Source organism: Streptomyces sp. NPDC051041 (genome assembly GCF_044456065.1).
Lineage (GTDB): Bacteria > Actinomycetota > Actinomycetes > Streptomycetales > Streptomycetaceae > Streptomyces > Streptomyces glaucus.
This window is the reverse complement of record NZ_JBITFM010000011.1, coordinates 119,595-135,254: the sequence shown is the minus strand read 5'-3', so window position 1 is coordinate 135,254 and position 15,660 is coordinate 119,595. Positions and strand designations below refer to the sequence as shown.

At 76.1% G+C, this 15,660-nt stretch carries 12 protein-coding genes; 8 read left to right on the top strand and 4 right to left on the bottom strand.

The window, feature by feature from the left end:
• Nucleotides 1–61: 61 nt before the first annotated feature.
• The 3 genes from ACIBAI_RS19080 to ACIBAI_RS19070 all read left to right on the top strand — a co-directional run bounded on the left by ACIBAI_RS19080 (nt 62) and on the right by ACIBAI_RS19070 (nt 3,415).
• Nucleotides 62–931, top strand: a complete 870-nt coding sequence (locus ACIBAI_RS19080) for an alpha/beta fold hydrolase (protein ID WP_399035683.1) — start codon at nt 62–64, stop codon at nt 929–931.
• A 269-nt stretch (nt 932–1,200) separates the two neighbouring features.
• Nucleotides 1,201–2,532: a protein phosphatase 2C domain-containing protein gene (locus tag ACIBAI_RS19075; RefSeq protein WP_399035681.1), complete on the top strand. Its 1,332-nt coding sequence runs from the start codon at nt 1,201–1,203 to the stop codon at nt 2,530–2,532.
• Nucleotides 2,533–3,022: 490 nt separating this feature from the next.
• A complete protein-coding gene (locus tag ACIBAI_RS19070; protein WP_399035679.1) occupies nt 3,023–3,415 on the top strand; it encodes an ATP-binding protein in 393 nt (130 codons plus the stop codon).
• Between the two features lie 298 nt (nt 3,416–3,713).
• On the opposite strand, the gene ACIBAI_RS19065 is transcribed toward ACIBAI_RS19070, so the two are convergent.
• Together ACIBAI_RS19065 and ACIBAI_RS19060 are read right to left on the bottom strand one after the other, a co-directional pair.
• Nucleotides 3,714–4,757, bottom strand: coding sequence for a DUF2637 domain-containing protein (locus ACIBAI_RS19065; protein WP_399035678.1), 1,044 nt, complete (start codon nt 4,755–4,757; stop codon nt 3,714–3,716).
• Nucleotides 4,758–5,102: 345 nt separating this feature from the next.
• Entirely contained in the window at nt 5,103–5,957 is an 855-nt protein-coding gene (locus tag ACIBAI_RS19060; protein ID WP_399035677.1) for a (2Fe-2S)-binding protein, read from the bottom strand.
• A gap of 180 nt (nt 5,958–6,137) precedes the next feature.
• On the opposite strand from ACIBAI_RS19060, the gene ACIBAI_RS19055 reads away from it, so the two are divergent.
• Nucleotides 6,138–6,953 (top strand): GntR family transcriptional regulator, encoded by an 816-nt coding sequence (locus ACIBAI_RS19055; protein ID WP_399035675.1) that lies wholly within the window; start codon nt 6,138–6,140, stop codon nt 6,951–6,953.
• A 22-nt stretch (nt 6,954–6,975) separates the two neighbouring features.
• Here ACIBAI_RS19055 and ACIBAI_RS19050 read toward each other — a convergent pair whose 3' ends face one another.
• Together ACIBAI_RS19050 and ACIBAI_RS19045 are read right to left on the bottom strand one after the other, a co-directional pair.
• Nucleotides 6,976–7,743: a hypothetical protein gene (locus ACIBAI_RS19050; protein WP_399035672.1), complete on the bottom strand. Its 768-nt coding sequence runs from the start codon at nt 7,741–7,743 to the stop codon at nt 6,976–6,978.
• Between the two features lie 133 nt (nt 7,744–7,876).
• Nucleotides 7,877–9,577 carry a PucR family transcriptional regulator gene (locus ACIBAI_RS19045; RefSeq protein WP_399035670.1) on the bottom strand — a complete coding sequence of 567 codons (1,701 nt, stop codon included), beginning with the start codon at nt 9,575–9,577 and terminating at the stop codon, nt 7,877–7,879.
• A gap of 365 nt (nt 9,578–9,942) precedes the next feature.
• Between ACIBAI_RS19045 and ACIBAI_RS19040 the strand changes: the two genes are divergently transcribed.
• From ACIBAI_RS19040 to ACIBAI_RS19025, 4 genes are all read left to right on the top strand, one after another.
• Nucleotides 9,943–10,833 (top strand): FAD binding domain-containing protein, encoded by an 891-nt coding sequence (locus ACIBAI_RS19040; protein ID WP_399035668.1) that lies wholly within the window; start codon nt 9,943–9,945, stop codon nt 10,831–10,833.
• On the top strand, nt 10,833–11,381 hold the full coding sequence (locus ACIBAI_RS19035) for a (2Fe-2S)-binding protein (RefSeq protein WP_399035666.1): 549 nt from the start codon (nt 10,833–10,835) through the stop codon (nt 11,379–11,381). Before ACIBAI_RS19040 ends, ACIBAI_RS19035 begins: the two co-directional genes overlap by 1 nt.
• A 2-nt stretch (nt 11,382–11,383) precedes the next feature.
• On the top strand, nt 11,384–13,849 hold the full coding sequence (locus tag ACIBAI_RS19030; RefSeq protein ID WP_399035664.1) for a xanthine dehydrogenase family protein molybdopterin-binding subunit: 2,466 nt from the start codon (nt 11,384–11,386) through the stop codon (nt 13,847–13,849).
• Nucleotides 13,850–14,017: 168 nt separating this feature from the next.
• Nucleotides 14,018–15,208 carry an XdhC family protein gene (locus ACIBAI_RS19025; protein ID WP_399035662.1) on the top strand — a complete coding sequence of 397 codons (1,191 nt, stop codon included), beginning with the start codon at nt 14,018–14,020 and terminating at the stop codon, nt 15,206–15,208.
• Nucleotides 15,209–15,660 lie beyond the last annotated feature (452 nt).

The following is a 15,660-nucleotide window of genomic DNA, read 5'->3' as shown; positions in this document are numbered from 1 at the left end:
ACGAGGGGACGGGCGACGCGCGGGCCGCCGACGCCGCGGGCACCGGAAAGCGAGAAGACAGATGCAACCGACGTTCGTCCTGGTGCACGGAGCCTTCGCGAACTCCTTCTCCCTGGCGCCGCTCCAGGCGGAGCTCGGCCTCCTCGGTCACCGCTCGGTCGCCGTCGACCTGCCCGGCCACGGATTCGGGGCGACCTACACCCGCGCCTACCAGGCGCCGCAGGACCTCGAAGGGCTCGCCACCGCACCCGGCTCGCTCAAGGGCGTCACGCTCGCCGACAACGCCGCGCACCTGATCGGGATCCTGGAGCGGGCCAAGCGCAACGGCCCCGTGATCCTCGTCGCCCACAGCCGCGGCGGCGTCACGGTCACGGCCGCGGCCAACGCGCGGCCGGACCTGATCGACCGCCTCGTCTACGTCGCGGCCTGGTGCCCGGTCGAGCTCGACGTCAACGACTACTACGCCGAGCCGGAGATGGCCACGGTCGACGCCGCCTCCCTGGGCCTGGCGGCGGCCGGCGACCCCGCCGAACTCGGCCTGCTCCGCGTCAACTTCCGCACCGCGGACCCGGACGCCCTCGCGGCGTTCAAGGCGGCCCTCCTCGCCGACGGCACCGACGAGGAGTTCCTGGCCTTCCTGAGCACCTTCCAGCCCGACGAGAACCTGGACGCCGGCACCTCCGCCGACCGGGCGCAGGCCGCGACCTGGGGCCGCGTCCCGAGGACCTTCGTCCGCCTGGCCGACGACGCGAGCATGCCGCTCGCCCTGCAGGACCGGCTGATCCGCGAGGGCGACGAGCTGACGCCGGACAACCCGTACGACGTCCGCACCCTCGCGGGCAGCCACCTGAAGTGGCTGGTCGACCCGGCGCCGGCGGCCCGGATCCTGGCCGAACTCGCCGAGCTCCCGGCCCCGTCCGCCCGGCCCTGACCGTGACCGGCCGAGGAGGGCGGCGGCGGACCGCACCGGCAGGCGCCTCCCGCACCCCTCGGCCCGCCCCTTCGGGGACGGCGGACCACAGGGCGGGCGGCGGGAAAGCGCGGCGCATCCGGTCCGGGAGGCCCGGACGTCACCGGACGGTTCCCCCCCGCGGGGGCGGGGCCGTCCGGCGGCCCCCGCCGCGCGGCCGCCCGGCGCGGCCCGACCGATTTTCCCGACGCCCCGTTCCCAGGCGGCCCGTGCGGTGGACAATCAGGGGCATGAGCCAGCAGGGGGGAAGGCCCACCGGTCACGAGGACGACTGGTGGGGGCAGTTGTACGACGACTCCACCGGGGACACGGGCCCCACGGCCACGGCCGATTCCGTGGACGACCGGTACGCCTCGGCGGCCGGGACGGTCGGCCCGGGGGAGTCACGGGAGGGTCCGGAGGCGGGGCCGGGGGCGCGGGAACCCCGGTCCGGCCCGCCCCCGGGAGCCGCCGGCCGGTGGGAGCGCCCGGCGGGCGGCGGTGTTCCCGCGCCGCGCGCCGGATCCGCCCCTCCCCCCGGCGCCCCCTGGACCGCACCCGCCCCGGCCGGACGCGCCGGCCCCCCGCCCGCTCCCCGGACCTCCCGCCCCCGCACCCTGCCCCCGTCCCGCGACCACGCCGGGTCCGGGCCGCCCGCCCACGACGCCGAGCCCACCGCGCTGCCGGCCGCCGATCCCGACGCGCTGGACGGCCTCGCGGCGGACACCGTGCTGGACGGGGCCCGGTACGGCAGCTGCACGCTGCGGGCCGTGTCCGTGCGGGGGGAGCTCGCGCGGCACCGGGGCGAACCGCGCCGCGACGCGCTGCTCACCGCCCGCTTCGGCGCGGGGGACCGGGCGCTGGTCCTGGTGGCGATGGCGACCGGCGCCCGTGCCGCGCCGCAGGCGCACCGGGCCGCCGCCGAGGCCTGCCGCTGGATCGGCCGGGCCGTGGGCCGCAGCCACGCCCGGCTCGTCGAGGACATCCGCGCCGCCCGGCGCGGCGACCTGAAGTCCGGCCTGCACCGCCTCACCGACCGCAGCCTCGGCAGGCTCCGCGCCGCCGCCGCCGAACGGGGCCTGTCCCCGGACGCGTACCAGGCCACCCTGCGCTGCCTGCTGCTGCCCGCCGACCCCGCGTGCCGGACCCGCGTGTTCTTCGGCGTCGGCGGGGGCGGGCTGTTCCGGCTCAGGGACGAGCGGTGGCAGGACATCGAGCCCCGAATCGCCGCCGCCGGCGAGCCCGCCGCCGGATCCGGCCCGGCCCCCGCCGAGACGCCCGAGGGCGACCGGCTCACCCTGGACCTGGGCATCACCACACCGCCGAGCCCCTACGGCGATCCGGAACCGCCCCGCGAACCCTTCCGTTTCCGCGCCTCCGTCGCCCGCCCCGGGGACGTCCTGCTGATGTGCACCGCGGGCCTCGCCGACCCGCTGCGCGGCGGACCGGAGCTGGGCGGGCACCTCGCGGGACGGTGGGCCGGCCGCACCCCGCCCGGCCTCGCGGCGTTCCTCGCCGACAGCCAGACCAGGGTCGAGGGGTACGCGGACGACCGTACGGCCGCCGCGGTCTGGGAGGCGTGACGCCCGCCGGCCGGCCGTCCCCGCACGCCCGCCGGCGGGCCGGCACCGCTTCGCGCCGACGTGGGGACCGACGGATTCCGGCCAGTTTCCCCGGCCGTGGGGAGGCGGCGGCGCGGGAGACCCCGCGACCGGCCGCCGGGTCTCCCGCGCCCCGCCGACCGGTTTCCGCCCCGCGCGGTCTCCGCGATACGGCCCGGATATGCGAATGCCGCGGACCGGACCGCCCCCGACGCCGTACCGTGTCCCTCCCGCCCGGCGACCGGGTCCTCCACCCGGAAACCCCGTGGCCGAACACCCGGTCGTCGGCGACGCGGCATGACTGCCTCCTGCCCGAACGGGCAAGCATCCCCGTGAACGTGTTCGAGCACGGAGGGGAACCGACATCGGCACGCGGGCGGGGGACATGAAGAGGCAGGCACGAGGAGGCGGTCCCACGGCGGTCGGGGCATCCTCGGCGAACGACACGGTGGAGGAGAAGGCCGACGGCGTCATGACACAGGCGCCCCAGCTGCGGTGCAGACTCGGGCGGGCCGACCTCAGAGCGGTGCCCGAGGCCCGCCGAGCACTGCGCGAACTGCTCAGACACTGGGGGAGACCCGAACGCTCGCAGGTGGCGGAACTGCTCACCAGCGAACTCGTCACCAACGCGCTCGTCCACACCGACGACGACGCCGTTCTCACGGCCACCGTCGGCCCCCGCGCACTGCGGGTGGAGGTGCGGGACTTCGTGGCCCGCCGCCCCCGGCCGCGGGTACCGAACGCCGACGACAGCACGCACGGCCGGGGCCTGCTGCTGGTGGAGTCGCTCGCGGACGCGTGGGGAGTGCGGGCGCACGGGGTGGGCAAGGCGGTGTGGTTCGAACTCGACGCGGAAGCCGCGTGAACCGGCCGCACGGCAACGCGCGGCGCGACGACGGCGACGGGGGGGGGGGGGGGGGGGGCCCCCCCGCCGCCCCCCCCCCCCCGGCCGCCGGGGGGGGGGCGGGGCGGGCCGCCCCCCCCGCGCGCCCCCGGGGGGGGGGGGGGGGGGGGGGGGGGGGGGGGGGGGGGTCCCCCCCCCGCCGCCCCCCGCGCGCCCCCCCCCCCCCCCCCGCCGGGGGGGGCCCCCCGGGCGCGGGGGGGGGGGCGGGCCCCCCCGGGCCCCCCCCCCCTCGCCGAGAGAACCGGTGGAGCCGCCGGCGTCAGCCGAACTGCTGCTCCAGGTCCTTGAGCTTACGCTCCAGGGAGTCCAGGCGCGGCAGGGCCTGTGTGTCGTCCTCCGCGGTGAGGTCGACGGTGACCGGGTCGGAGCCACCGCGCACGGGCTGCAAGGAGGCCCGCGGCGCGCGGGCGGGAAGCTGCTCCGGCGCGGATATGGCAGGCTCCGCGGGCGCCGGGGCGGAGCCCCGCTCGACGGCCTGGACCTCCACCTGCCGCGCGCCGTTGCGCCCGACGATCCGGTGCCCCCGGCTGATCGCCTTCAGCTGGGCCCGCTCCACGCGCTCCTGCTCGCGCCGGCGGCGTCGCTCCTCCTCCTTCTGGCGCTTGTCCTCGCGCACCTCCTCGACGGCCTCGTCGAGGCTGCGCACGCCCTCCAGGAGCATCAGCGACCAGGCCCGGTACGTCTCCCGGGGCGCCCGCAGCCAGCGGACGACCCGGATCTGCGGCAGCGGCCTGGGCACCAGGCCCTGCTCCCGCAGGGCGGCCCGGCGGGTCTGCTTCAGCGCGCGGTCGAACAGCACCGCCGCGGACAGGGACATGCCGGCGAAGAAGTGCGGGGCTCCCGCGTGGCCCGCGCCCCTGGGCGCGTGCACCCAGTTGAACCAGGCCGCGGCGAACGCGAAGGTCCACACGAGTATCCGGGAGCCGAGCGCCGCGTCACCGTGGCTCGCCTCGCGCACCGCCAGCACGGAGCAGAACATCGCGGCGCCGTCCAGCCCGAACGGCACCAGGTACTGCCAGCCGCCGGAGAGGCCGAGGTTCTGCTCGCCGAAGCCGACCAGGCCGTGGAAGGAGAGCGCGGCGGCCACCGCGGCACAGCAGAACAACAGGCCGTAGGAGACGGCGCCGTAGATGGCCTCCTTGCGCCTGCGGCGCTCCTCGCTGCGCTCCCACGAGTCGTCGGCGCTCGTGTCCTTCCCCGCGGAGCGCTTGCCGCGCGCGAGCACCGCCACCGCCACCAGCATGCCCAGGAGCAGTACGGCGCCCGGAAGCAGCCAGTTCAGCGATATGTCGGTCAGTCTCATCTGGGGTCCCTTGCATTGGGATAGGGCGTAACGCCCGCCATAGTGGCCCAAACCCGCTGGTCCTCAGGGGGTTTCGGGGCAAGAGGCCGCCGAGGAGGTGCAAGGGGATGCCCAAGGCGGCTTTCTGCTCGAACTGCCGCTTGAGGAGCGGGAGTTGAGTTCGAATAAGACTACCCGTACGGGCGGTTCCATGGAAACTTCCTACGACGGGTGAGGAAGTTGTGAATCGCCTGTAACCGTGTGGGTGCCGTATTCGCGGGTGATCTTACGGGACGGCGGGGGCGTTGGGCACGGCGGGGCGCCGAAAGGGCGGGAGAACGCTCCACGATGCGGACCGGGGGCGGCTCAACTCGCGGTGGCGAGCAGCTTGGTGACGCGGTCCGCGTCGCAGGTGCGCGGGCAGGTGACGCAGGTGTCCTCGGGGCGCAGGGTGTAGAACATGCAGCAGCTCGCCCGGTCCCGGGTGCGCAGCGGCTCGCCGTCGGGCCCGGTCAGCTCCCGGAACGCCGCCGCGCCGACGTACGGCCGGGTCGCCCCCGGCAGCAGCAGCTCCAGCTCGCGCCGCGCCCGCTCCTCCTCGCCGAGCAGGTGGGCGACGTACCAGAGGCCCTCCACGACCTCGTCGGTCGCCATGCCCCACAGCGCGCGCCCGCGGCGCCGCATGCGCGGGCCGAAGCCGGCGAGGACGGGTTCCAGGTGCTCGGCGACGGCGGCCCGCACCTGTGCGCGCAGGGCCTCCTCGTCGGCGACCACCCGGGCGCCGGGCAGGGCGGCGGCCGGGTCGCCGGGCAGGCAGGCGAAGCCGTCCGGGCGGACGGCGAGGCGGCCCATGGACAGGCCGGGGGCCGTGCGGTCGTACGAGACGTGCGTCACGGGGTAGCGGGGCACGCGGCGGTGCAGGAACCACGGGACGGTGATCAGTAGGCAGGCCGGCCAGGCGTACCGGTGCAGGCCGAAGCTCGCGACCACGTCCGGGCGGGCCTTCTGCCCGTAGTCCCGCAGCACCTGGGCCTCGTCCCAGGCCAGGAAGGAGTCGAGGGCGGGGCCGCCGGCCGCCAGGGCGGCGGCGGTGACCCAGCCGCCGCCCCGCGGCAGCTCCTCGCCGGCGGCCGCCTCCGTGACGGCCAGACCGGGGAAGACGCCGGTCAGGCGCGCGTAGGCCTCCGCGACGGCCGAACGAGGGGCGGGCGGGACGGGCATACCGGGACCACCGATCCAGGACTGGTGTGCGGGCCAACTAAAGGTAAGCCTTACCTTACCCAAGATTGTCGGTGTTTGAACCGGCGGCTTGTGCGCTTATGGTGCTCGACGGGTGAGCAACCGCTCGCCGTGACGACCGCGAACGCCGACACGTCTGGGACACGTCCGGAGGAGGACCCCGTGGAGCAGGGCGCACCGGGCTTTGCCGGGGCCGGCGGGCAGCCGGACGTGCGGACGGGCCCCGGAGCCGTGCGGGTGCCGGCGCAGCCGGGGGCCGCGGACGCGGACCGGGCCGGGGGCGGCGCGGCCGGGGCGGTGCGCGGGGAGCACCCGCACGACGGGCGGGGCGTTCCGCGGGACCGGCCGGCCGTCCGGCGGTCCTCCGTGCGGGGGCAGGTCCTGGACGCCCTGCGGACCGCGCTGGTGACCGGGGAACTGCGGCCCGGCGAGGTGTACTCGGCGCCGGTGCTCGCGGAGCGGTTCGGGGTGTCGGCCACGCCGGTGCGGGAGGCGATGCAGCAGCTGGCGCTGGAGGGCGCCGTCGAGGTCGTGCCGAACCGCGGGTTCCGGGTGGTCGAGCGGGGCGCGCGGGAGCTGGCGGAGCTGGCCGAGGTGCGGGCGCTGATCGAGGTGCCGGTGATGCTGCGGCTGGCGCGCACGGTGCCCGCCGAGCGGTGGGCCGAGCTGCGTCCGCTGGCCGAGGCGACGGTGCGGGCCGCGTCGTCCGGGTGCCGGGCCTCCTACGCCGAGGCCGACCGCGCCTTCCACCGGGCGGTGCTGTCGCTCACGGGCAACGGGCAGCTGGTGCAGATCGCCGAGGACCTGCACCGGCGCGCGCAGTGGCCGCCGGCGGGGGCGGCGGGGTCCGTGACGCGGGGGCGGGCCGAACTGGTGGCGGACGCGGCGGAGCACGGGGCGCTGCTGGACGCGCTGATCGCGCGGGATCTGGACGTGGTGCGGGTACTGGTGCGGGAGCACTTCGCGGGAGCGGGATGAGCCGGGGGCGGGGCCGGCCGGGTCAGGCCGTCGCCGCGTCCGGCGCCGGCGGTGTCAGGTGGCGGGCCAGCCAGGTGGGGACGCCGCCCAGGAGCCGGTACAGGCGGTGGGCCTCCGCGCGCAGGCGGGAGGCCTCCGGTTCGGCTTCGGTGTCGGCCAGGGAGGCCAGGGCCGGAGCCGTGCCGACCAGGTAGCCCAGTTCCTCGCGGATCCGCAGGGATTCGGCGAAACCGTGCCGGGCCTCCGCCAGCTCGCCGTCCCGCAGGGCGAGTCCGGCCAGGTGGCGCCAGGTGAAGGAGAGGAGCAGGGGGTCGGGGTGGGCGGTGGCGGCCGCGTGGGCGCGGCGGTAGGCGGCGCGGGCGGCCTGGGGGGAGCGGGCGAGGTTCTCGGCGAGTAAACCGCGGCGGAAGTCCAGGAGGGCCCGGGCCGGCCTCCCCGGAGGGATGAGCGCCGCCGCCCTGCCGAGGGCGGCGCGGGCCTCGTCGGCCCGGTCGCGTACGCCGTGCAGCGTGGCCGCGTAGGCGAGTTGGCCGCGTTCGCAGGCGGCGGCCCCGCGCTCGTCGTCGCTGTGGGCCAGCGCCTCCGCGGTGCGCAGCGCGTCCTCGGCCTCCTCCCAGCCCTGCTCGGTGTACAGGCACCGCTCCACGAGCAGCGCGGCCCGTTGCAGTGCCGCGGCGGCGGTGACCGGCTGCAGCAGGGCTGCCGCGTCGGCCCAGCAGGCGCGTGAGCGCAACCGCCATACCGCGGTCTGGAGCGGATCGTCACCTGCGGTCGTTCCCGTACCAGACATGGCGGTATGCGCCACGTTGCCCTCCCCTAGCACGCCATCGAGCTGTTGAGTGGTGGCCGCATCTCAGCACGAATCGCCCGGCCCGGCCAAGAGGGTGGGTGAAGGATTTCACAAAGTCGGGGGACCGGGCCCCTCAGCTCATCCGCAGTGCCAGGAAGAAATCCAGCTTGTCCTCCAGCCGCGACAGGTCACGGCCCGTCAGCTGCTCGATCCGCCCGACGCGGTACCGCAGTGTGTTGACGTGCAGGTGGAGGCGGGTCGCGCAGCGGGTCCAGGAGCCGTCGCAGTCCAGGAAGGCCTCCAGGGTCGGGATCAGCTCGGCGCGGTGACGGCGGTCGTAGTCCCGGAGGGGGTCCAGGAGGCGGGCGGTGAAGGCGCGGCGCACGTCGTCCGGGACGAAGGGCAGGAGCAGGACGTGGGAGGCCAGTTCCTGGTGGCCGGCCGCGCAGACCCGGCCGGGGCGGGCCGCCGCCACGCGGCGGGCGTGCCGGGCCTCCTCCAGGGCGCCGCGCAGGCCCTCCGCCGAGTGCACGGCCGCGCTGACGCCGAGGGTGATCCGGCCGTCGTCGCCCAGGCCGGCCGTGAGCGGGCCCCGGATGGACTCCAGGAGGGCGTCGGCGAGGACGCCGGACTCCGAGCCGTCGTGCTCCGCCGCGACCGCGGGGAGGGGGACCAGGGCGACGGCCTCGTCGCCGGTGTACGCCACGGCGATGCGGTCGGCGGGCTCCGGGCCGGCGAGGTCGTGCCCCCCGCTCGCGGGGCCCGGCAGCGGGGCGGCCAGGACCTCCTCCAGGAGGGCCTGGGCGACCGGGCCCTCCTCGACGCCGCCGCCGTCCCACTCGACGCGGGCCACGACCACCTGCCAGTGCGGCGCCGCCCCGAGGCCGGGGAGCAGGACCGGGGCCGCCACGCGCAGGCGGGCGGCGATCTCGGCGGGGGCCGCGCCCGTCTGCGCCAGCTCCAGGACCTCCTGGGCCAGGCGGCGGCGGACCGTGCGCGCCGCCTCCCGGCGGTCCCGCTCGACCGCGATCAGCTGGGTGACGCCGTGCAGCAGGTCGAGCCGCTCCTCCGGCCAGTCCCCGGCGTCCGCCTCCACGGCCAGCAGCCAGTCGGACAGCACCGTCTCGCGCACGTCCCGGGCGGCCTGCGGGGAGCGGCCGCCGGAGCGGACCGGGAAGAGCGAGTAGGCCGTGGCGCCTAGGGTCACGCGGTGGGGGCCGTGCCGGCCCGTGCGGGTGGCCGCCAGGTGTTCGGCCGCGAGCCGCGCGCACACGTCGGCGGCGGGGGCGGGGCCCGCGACCTTCGGACCCGCGATCAGCCGGCCGGTGGGGGACAGGACCCAGGCGCGCAGGTCCAGGTCCGAGCCGAGCAGGTCCAGGACCACGTCCGGGCCGCCGCCCGCCGGGCCCGACGTCATCATCCGGCGGTGCCGGTCGACCACGGCCGCGAGGTCTCCGGCGCGCTCGCCGGAGACCTGCCGCACGACGTGCTCGGTGATCGTCGCGAAGGCCACCGACTCGTGCACGGCGAACAGGGGCAGGCGGTGGCGGGCGCAGGCGACGACCAGATCCTCCGGGACGTCGCCGAGTTCCGCCTCGCCGGCGGCCAGGGCGGCCACGCCGGCCTGGACCAGGATCCGCACGAACGGTTCGGAGTCGGCGGCGTCCCGGCGCCAGGCCAGGCCCGTCAGCACCAGCTCACCGCCCGAGAGGTAGCGGCTGGGGTCCCGCAGGTCGGTGGTCATCACACCCCGGACGGTGCGGTCCAGCTCGTCCTCACCGCCGAGGAGCCTGAGGCCCAGCGCGTCGGTGGCCAGCAGTGCGCGCAGCCGCATTCTCGTCGCCGCCGTTCTCTGTCTCGAAGTCTTCGCCGAATGGTGCAGGGCGGGGTCCGTCCGGCGGGGTGGTGAGCGGTGCCCGCCGTCTCCCGAGCTGTGTCCCGGCCGTGTTTCCGGTCACGCGGACGTGTCGCGCGTTTCCACAGGAAAACACGGAGGTTACCGATGCCCTCCGTTCATACGAATCTACAAGATACCTGCCCTGGCCAGCCAACTCCTTCATGGTTTCCGTGACTGACCCGCCCGGGTGCAGCGCTGTGTACTGAGGCCACCGCACGGTGACAACACCTGCACGAGCCGGACCGGCCGCACACGGATTGGCTCGATCTTTACGCCCCACGAGACGAAGAAGAGAGCCGGTCATGGACTTCCTTCGCCCCGCCAGCTGGGAGGAGGCGCTCGCCGCGAAGGCGGCGCATCCCACCGCTGTGCCGATCGCGGGCGGCACCGACGTGATGGTCGAGATCAACTTCGATCACCGCCGGCCCGAGTACCTCATGGACCTGAACCGCGTGGACGACCTGTACGAGTGGGAGGTCGGCGAGGAGAGCGTACGGCTCGGGGCCTCCGTCCCGTACACGAGGATCATGCAGAACCTGCGCGCCGAGCTGCCGGGGCTCGCCCTCGCCGCGCACACGGTCGCCTCCCCGCAGATCCGCAACCGCGGCGGCGTCGGCGGCAACCTCGGCACCGCCTCCCCGGCCGGCGACGCCCACCCGGCGCTGCTCGCCGCGGGCGCCGAGGTGGAGGTCGCCTCGGTGCGCGGGGCGCGCCGCATCCCGATCGACGAGTTCTACCGGGGGGTGAAGCGCAACGCCCTGGCGCCCGACGAGCTGATCCGGGCCGTGCACGTGCGGAAGGCCGACGGGCCGCAGCAGTTCTCCAAGGTGGGCACCAGGAACGCGATGGTCATCGCCGTGTGCGCGTTCGGGCTCGCGCTGCACCCCACGACGCGGACCGTGCGCACCGGCATCGGCTCGGCGGCCCCCACGCCGGTCCGGGCCGGGGCCGCCGAGGAGTTCCTGAACGCCGCGCTGGAGGAGGGCGGCTTCTGGGACGGCGGCAAGGCCGTCCCGCCGTCGGTGGCCCAGCGGTTCGCGCAGCTGTGCTCCGCCGCCTGCGCCCCGATCGACGACGTCCGGGGCACCGCGCGCTACCGCCGCCACGCGGTCGGCGTCCTGGCCCGCCGCACGCTGACCTGGACCTGGGAGACGTACCGCGGCACCCGCCGCGCCACGGAAGGAGCCGCGTGATGCGCGTCAGCCTCACGGTCAACGGGCGTCCGCGGGAGGCGGACGACGTGTGGGAGGGCGAGTCCCTGCTGTACCTGCTGCGGGAGCGGCTGGGGCTGCCCGGCTCGAAGAACGCCTGCGAGCAGGGCGAGTGCGGGTCGTGCACGGTCCGGCTCGACGGCGTGCCGGTGTGCTCCTGCCTGGTGGCGGCGGGCCAGGCGGAGGGCCGCGAGGTCGTCACCGTCGAGGGCCTGGCGGACCACGCCCGGCGGCGCGCCCGCGGCACGGACGCCCCCGGCACGACGCACGGCGCCGCCGGCTCCCGGACCGGCGAGGAGGCCGGACTCTCCCCGGTCCAGCGGGCGTTCATCGACGCCGGCGCCGTCCAGTGCGGCTTCTGCACGCCCGGCCTGCTGGTCGCCGCCGACGAGATGCTGGAGCGCGACCCGAACCCGACCGACGCGGACATCCGCGAGGCCCTGTCGGGCAACCTGTGCCGCTGCACCGGCTACGAGAAGATCATGGACGCGGTCCGCCTCGCGGCCGCCCGGCAGTCCGAGGGGGCCTGACCATGCCGTCCAGCAGGCCCTTCGCCGCGTCCGCGCGGGGCGGCGCCCCCGCCGGCGCGCCCACCGGGATCACCCAGGGCTCCCGGACCGGGGGCGGCGTCGGCGAGTCCACGCTCCGCCCCGACGGCACCCTCAAGGTCACCGGCGAGTTCGCGTACTCGTCCGACCTGTGGCACGAGGACATGCTCTGGGGCCAGATCCTGCGCTCCACCGTCGCGCACGCCGAGATCGTCTCCATCGACACGAGCGGGGCGCTGGCGACGCCGGGCGTGTACGCCGTGCTGACGTACGACGACCTGCCGGCCGGCGTGAGGCACTACGGCCTGGAGATCCGGGACACCCCCGTCCTCGCCCACGGCAAGGTCCGCCACCACGGCGAGCCGGTCGCGATCGTCGCCGCCGACCACCCGGAGACCGCGCGCCGCGCCGCCGCCAGAATCGAGGTCGAGTACCGGGAGCTGCCGGTGGTCACCGACGAGGCCTCCGCGCTCGCACCGGACGCGGTCCTGGTCCACGAGAACCGCACCGACCTCCCCCAAGGACCTCCGGCGGGCTCCGGCCCGGGGGGGACCCCCGTCGCCGACCGCGTCCCGCACCCGAACATCGTCCACCGCCAGCCGATCGTGCGCGGGGACGTGGCCGAGGCCCGGCGGCGGGCCGACGTGATCGTCGAGGGCGAGTACCACTTCGGCATGCAGGACCAGGCCTTCCTCGGCCCCGAGTCCGGTCTCGCCGTGCCCGAGGAGGACGGCGGCGTCCACCTCTACGTCGCCACCCAGTGGCTCCACTCCGACCTGCGCCAGATCGCGCCCGTGCTCGGCCTGCCCGAGGACAGGGTGCGCATGACGCTGGCCGGCGTCGGCGGCGCGTTCGGCGGCCGCGAGGACCTGTCGATGCAGATCCACGCCTGCCTGCTGGCGCTGCGCACCGGCCGGCCGGTGAAGATGGTCTACAACCGCTTCGAGTCCTTCTTCGGACACGTCCACCGCCACCCCGCCACACTGCGCTACGAGCACGGGGCGACGAGGGACGGCAGGCTGACCCACGTCAGGTGCCGGATCGTGCTGGACGGCGGCGCGTACGCCTCCTCCTCCCCGGCGGTCGTCGGCAACGCCGCCTCGCTCGGCGTCGGCCCGTACGCCGTCGACGCCGTCGACATCGAGGCGATCGCCCTCTACACCAACAACCCGCCCTGCGGCGCCATGCGCGGCTTCGGCGCGGTCCAGGCGTGCTTCGCCTACGAGGCGCAGATGGACAAGGTGGCCGGCAGACTCGGCATGGACCCGGTGGAGTTCCGGCAGCGCAACGCCATGGCGCAGGGCGACCTCATGCCGACCGGGCAGGTCGTCGACTCCCCGGCCCCGGTCGCCGAACTCCTGCGCCGCGTCAAGGCGATGCCGATGCCGCCGGAGCGGCAGTGGCGGAGCAGCGAGGGCGTGGACGTACGGCAGCTGCCGGGCGGCCTGTCCAACACCACGCACGGCGAGGGGGTCGTCCGCGGGGTCGGCTACGCGGTCGGCATCAAGAACGTCGGCTTCTCCGAGGGCTTCGACGACTACTCCACCGCCCGCGTCCGCCTGGAGGCCGTCGGCGGGCGGCCCGTGGCCGTCGTGCACACCGCCATGGCGGAGGTCGGCCAGGGCGGCGTCACCGTCCACGCGCAGATCGTCCGCACCGAGCTGGGCGTCACCCAGGTGACGATCCACCCGGCCGACACGCGGGTGGGGTCGGCGGGTTCGACGTCGGCGTCCCGGCAGACCTACGTCACCGGGGGCGCCGTGAAGAACGCCTGCGAGCTGGTGCGGGAGCGGGTGCTGGAGACCGGGCGCCGCAGGTTCGGCTCCCGCCACCCCGCCTGGGCGACGGCCGGCCTGCGGCTGGCGGACGGCAAGGTCGTCACCGACGGCGGTGAGGTGCTGGCCGACCTGGTGGACGTGCTCGGCGACGAGGCGGTCGAGGTCGAGCGGGAGTGGCGGCACCGGCCGACCGAGCCCTTCGACCCGCGCACCGGGCAGGGCAGGGGACACGTGCAGTACAGCTTCGCCGCGCACCGGGCCGTCGTCGAGGTCGACACCGAACTGGGCCTGGTCAAGGTGGTCGAGCTGGCCTGCGCCCAGGACGTCGGCAAGGCGCTCAACCCGCTGTCCGTGGTCGGCCAGATCCAGGGCGGCACGGTGCAGGGGCTGGGCATGGCGGTGATGGAGGAGATCGTCGTCGACCCGGAGACGGCGAAGGTGCGCAACCCCTCCTTCACCGACTACCTGATCCCCACCATCCTCGACACGCCGGCCATCCCCGTCGACGTGCTCGAACTCGCCGACCACCACGCCCCGTACGGCCTGCGCGGCGTCGGCGAGGCACCCACCCTGTCGTCCACCCCGGCGGTGCTCGCGGCGATCCGCGACGCCACCGGGCTGGAGCTGAACAGGACGCCGGTACGGCCGGAGCACCTGACCGGGACCGCGTGAGGAACCCTTCGGGCGGCGCCCGGGACGGTCCTCCGGGCGGCGCCCGCAGCGCCGCGGACCGGACGCCGGGGCCGCCCGGGGCGCCGTCCGCCGACGCCCCGCCGGACGGGTGCCGGCCGCGCCCGGCGGGGCCGCGCCCCACAACCGCTCTTCCGAGGAGACCGACGGATGCTGGACATCGCCGAAGAACTGCACCGGTGGATCGGGCAGGGACGGGACGTCGCGGTGGCGACCGTCGTCGCGGTCGGCGGCAGCGCGCCCCGCCCGCCCGGCGCCGCGCTCGCGGTGGACGCCGGCGGCACGGCGCTCGGCTCGGTCTCCGGCGGCTGCGTGGAGGGCGCGGTGTACGAACTGTGCGCCCAGGCGCTGCGGGACGGCGAAACCGTCCTGGAACGCTTCGGATACAGCGACGAGGACGCCTTCGCCGCCGGTCTGACCTGCGGCGGCGTCATCGACGTCCTCGTCACGCCGGTACGGGCGGACGCCCCCGCCCGGCCGGTGCTCGCCGCCGCGCTCGCCGCCGCGGCGCACGGGCGGGCGGCGGCACTGGCGCGGGTCGTGTCGGGTCCGCGGGACCTGAGGGGCCGGGCCCTGCTGGTCCGCCCCGGCGGTGCGTACGACGGCGGCTTCGGGGCGCACCCCGGGCTGGACCGCGCGGTCGCCGCCGAGGCGGGCGCCTTCCTGGACGCCGGCCGCACCGGCACCCTGGAGATCGGGGAGCGGGGCTCTTGGCGCGGAGCACCGCTCACGCTGCTGATCGAGTCCTCCCTCCCGCCGCCCCGGATGATCGTCTTCGGCGCGATCGACTTCGCGTCTGCGCTGGTCCGGATCGGCAAGTTCCTCGGCCACCACGTGACGGTGTGCGACGCCCGCCCGGTGTTCGCGACCCGGGCGCGCTTCCCGGAGGCCGACGAGATCGTCGTCGAGTGGCCGCACCGGTACCTGGAGCGCACCGAGGTCGACGGCCGTACCGTCCTGTGCGTCCTCACCCACGACAGCAGGTTCGACGTGCCGCTGCTGGAACTCGCGCTGCGGCTGCCGGTGGCGTACGTCGGCGCCATGGGCTCCCGCCGCACCCACCTGCACCGCGACCGGCTGCTGCGCGAGGCCGGCGTGACCGAGCCGGAACTGGCCCGGCTCAGGTCGCCCATCGGACTGGACCTCGGCGCCCGCACCCCGGAGGAGACGGCCCTGTCGATCGCCGCGGAGATCGTCGCCGCCCGGCGCGGCGGCAGCGGGGTCCCCCTGGCCGGCGCGCGCACCCCGATCCACCACGACGCGGCGTCCGGGGCCGGGACGAGCGAGAACAGGCCCCGGGCGCGGTTCGTGGCCGGCCCGGTGGCTCGTCAGGGGTTCTGATCCGGCGCTCCGCGTGGCGGACGTGTCCGTGACGGGTCAGGCCGGCCGCCGGCCCCGGTCGCGGACCACGGGATCGGCGAGGCTGCCCTGGAACCGCTGGGGGCGCTTCCACGGTGACCACCCGGACTCCTGCCGGGCGTCGGCGCCGTCCGCTCCCGGAAGGTCTGCCGCCCGCGTCCCGGGACCGGACGGACCAGCCGTCGCATCCTCACCCGGCCCGCGACCTGCCGGCCGCCGGCCGGGTACATCCCGCACCGTTTGGCCGTGATGCCCGTGGACCCTCCCCGTCACGCCCCCGCACACCGGACGGGGAACGGGAACGTCCCGGGTCCGAGCCGTGACCCGGACCGTCTCGCCACCGTCCACCGCGTCCTCGACGACCAACGCCGACGCCCCGGGAACACCGTTTCCGCGAACGCGTTCGCATCATGCACGCTCAGTGATCACAGACG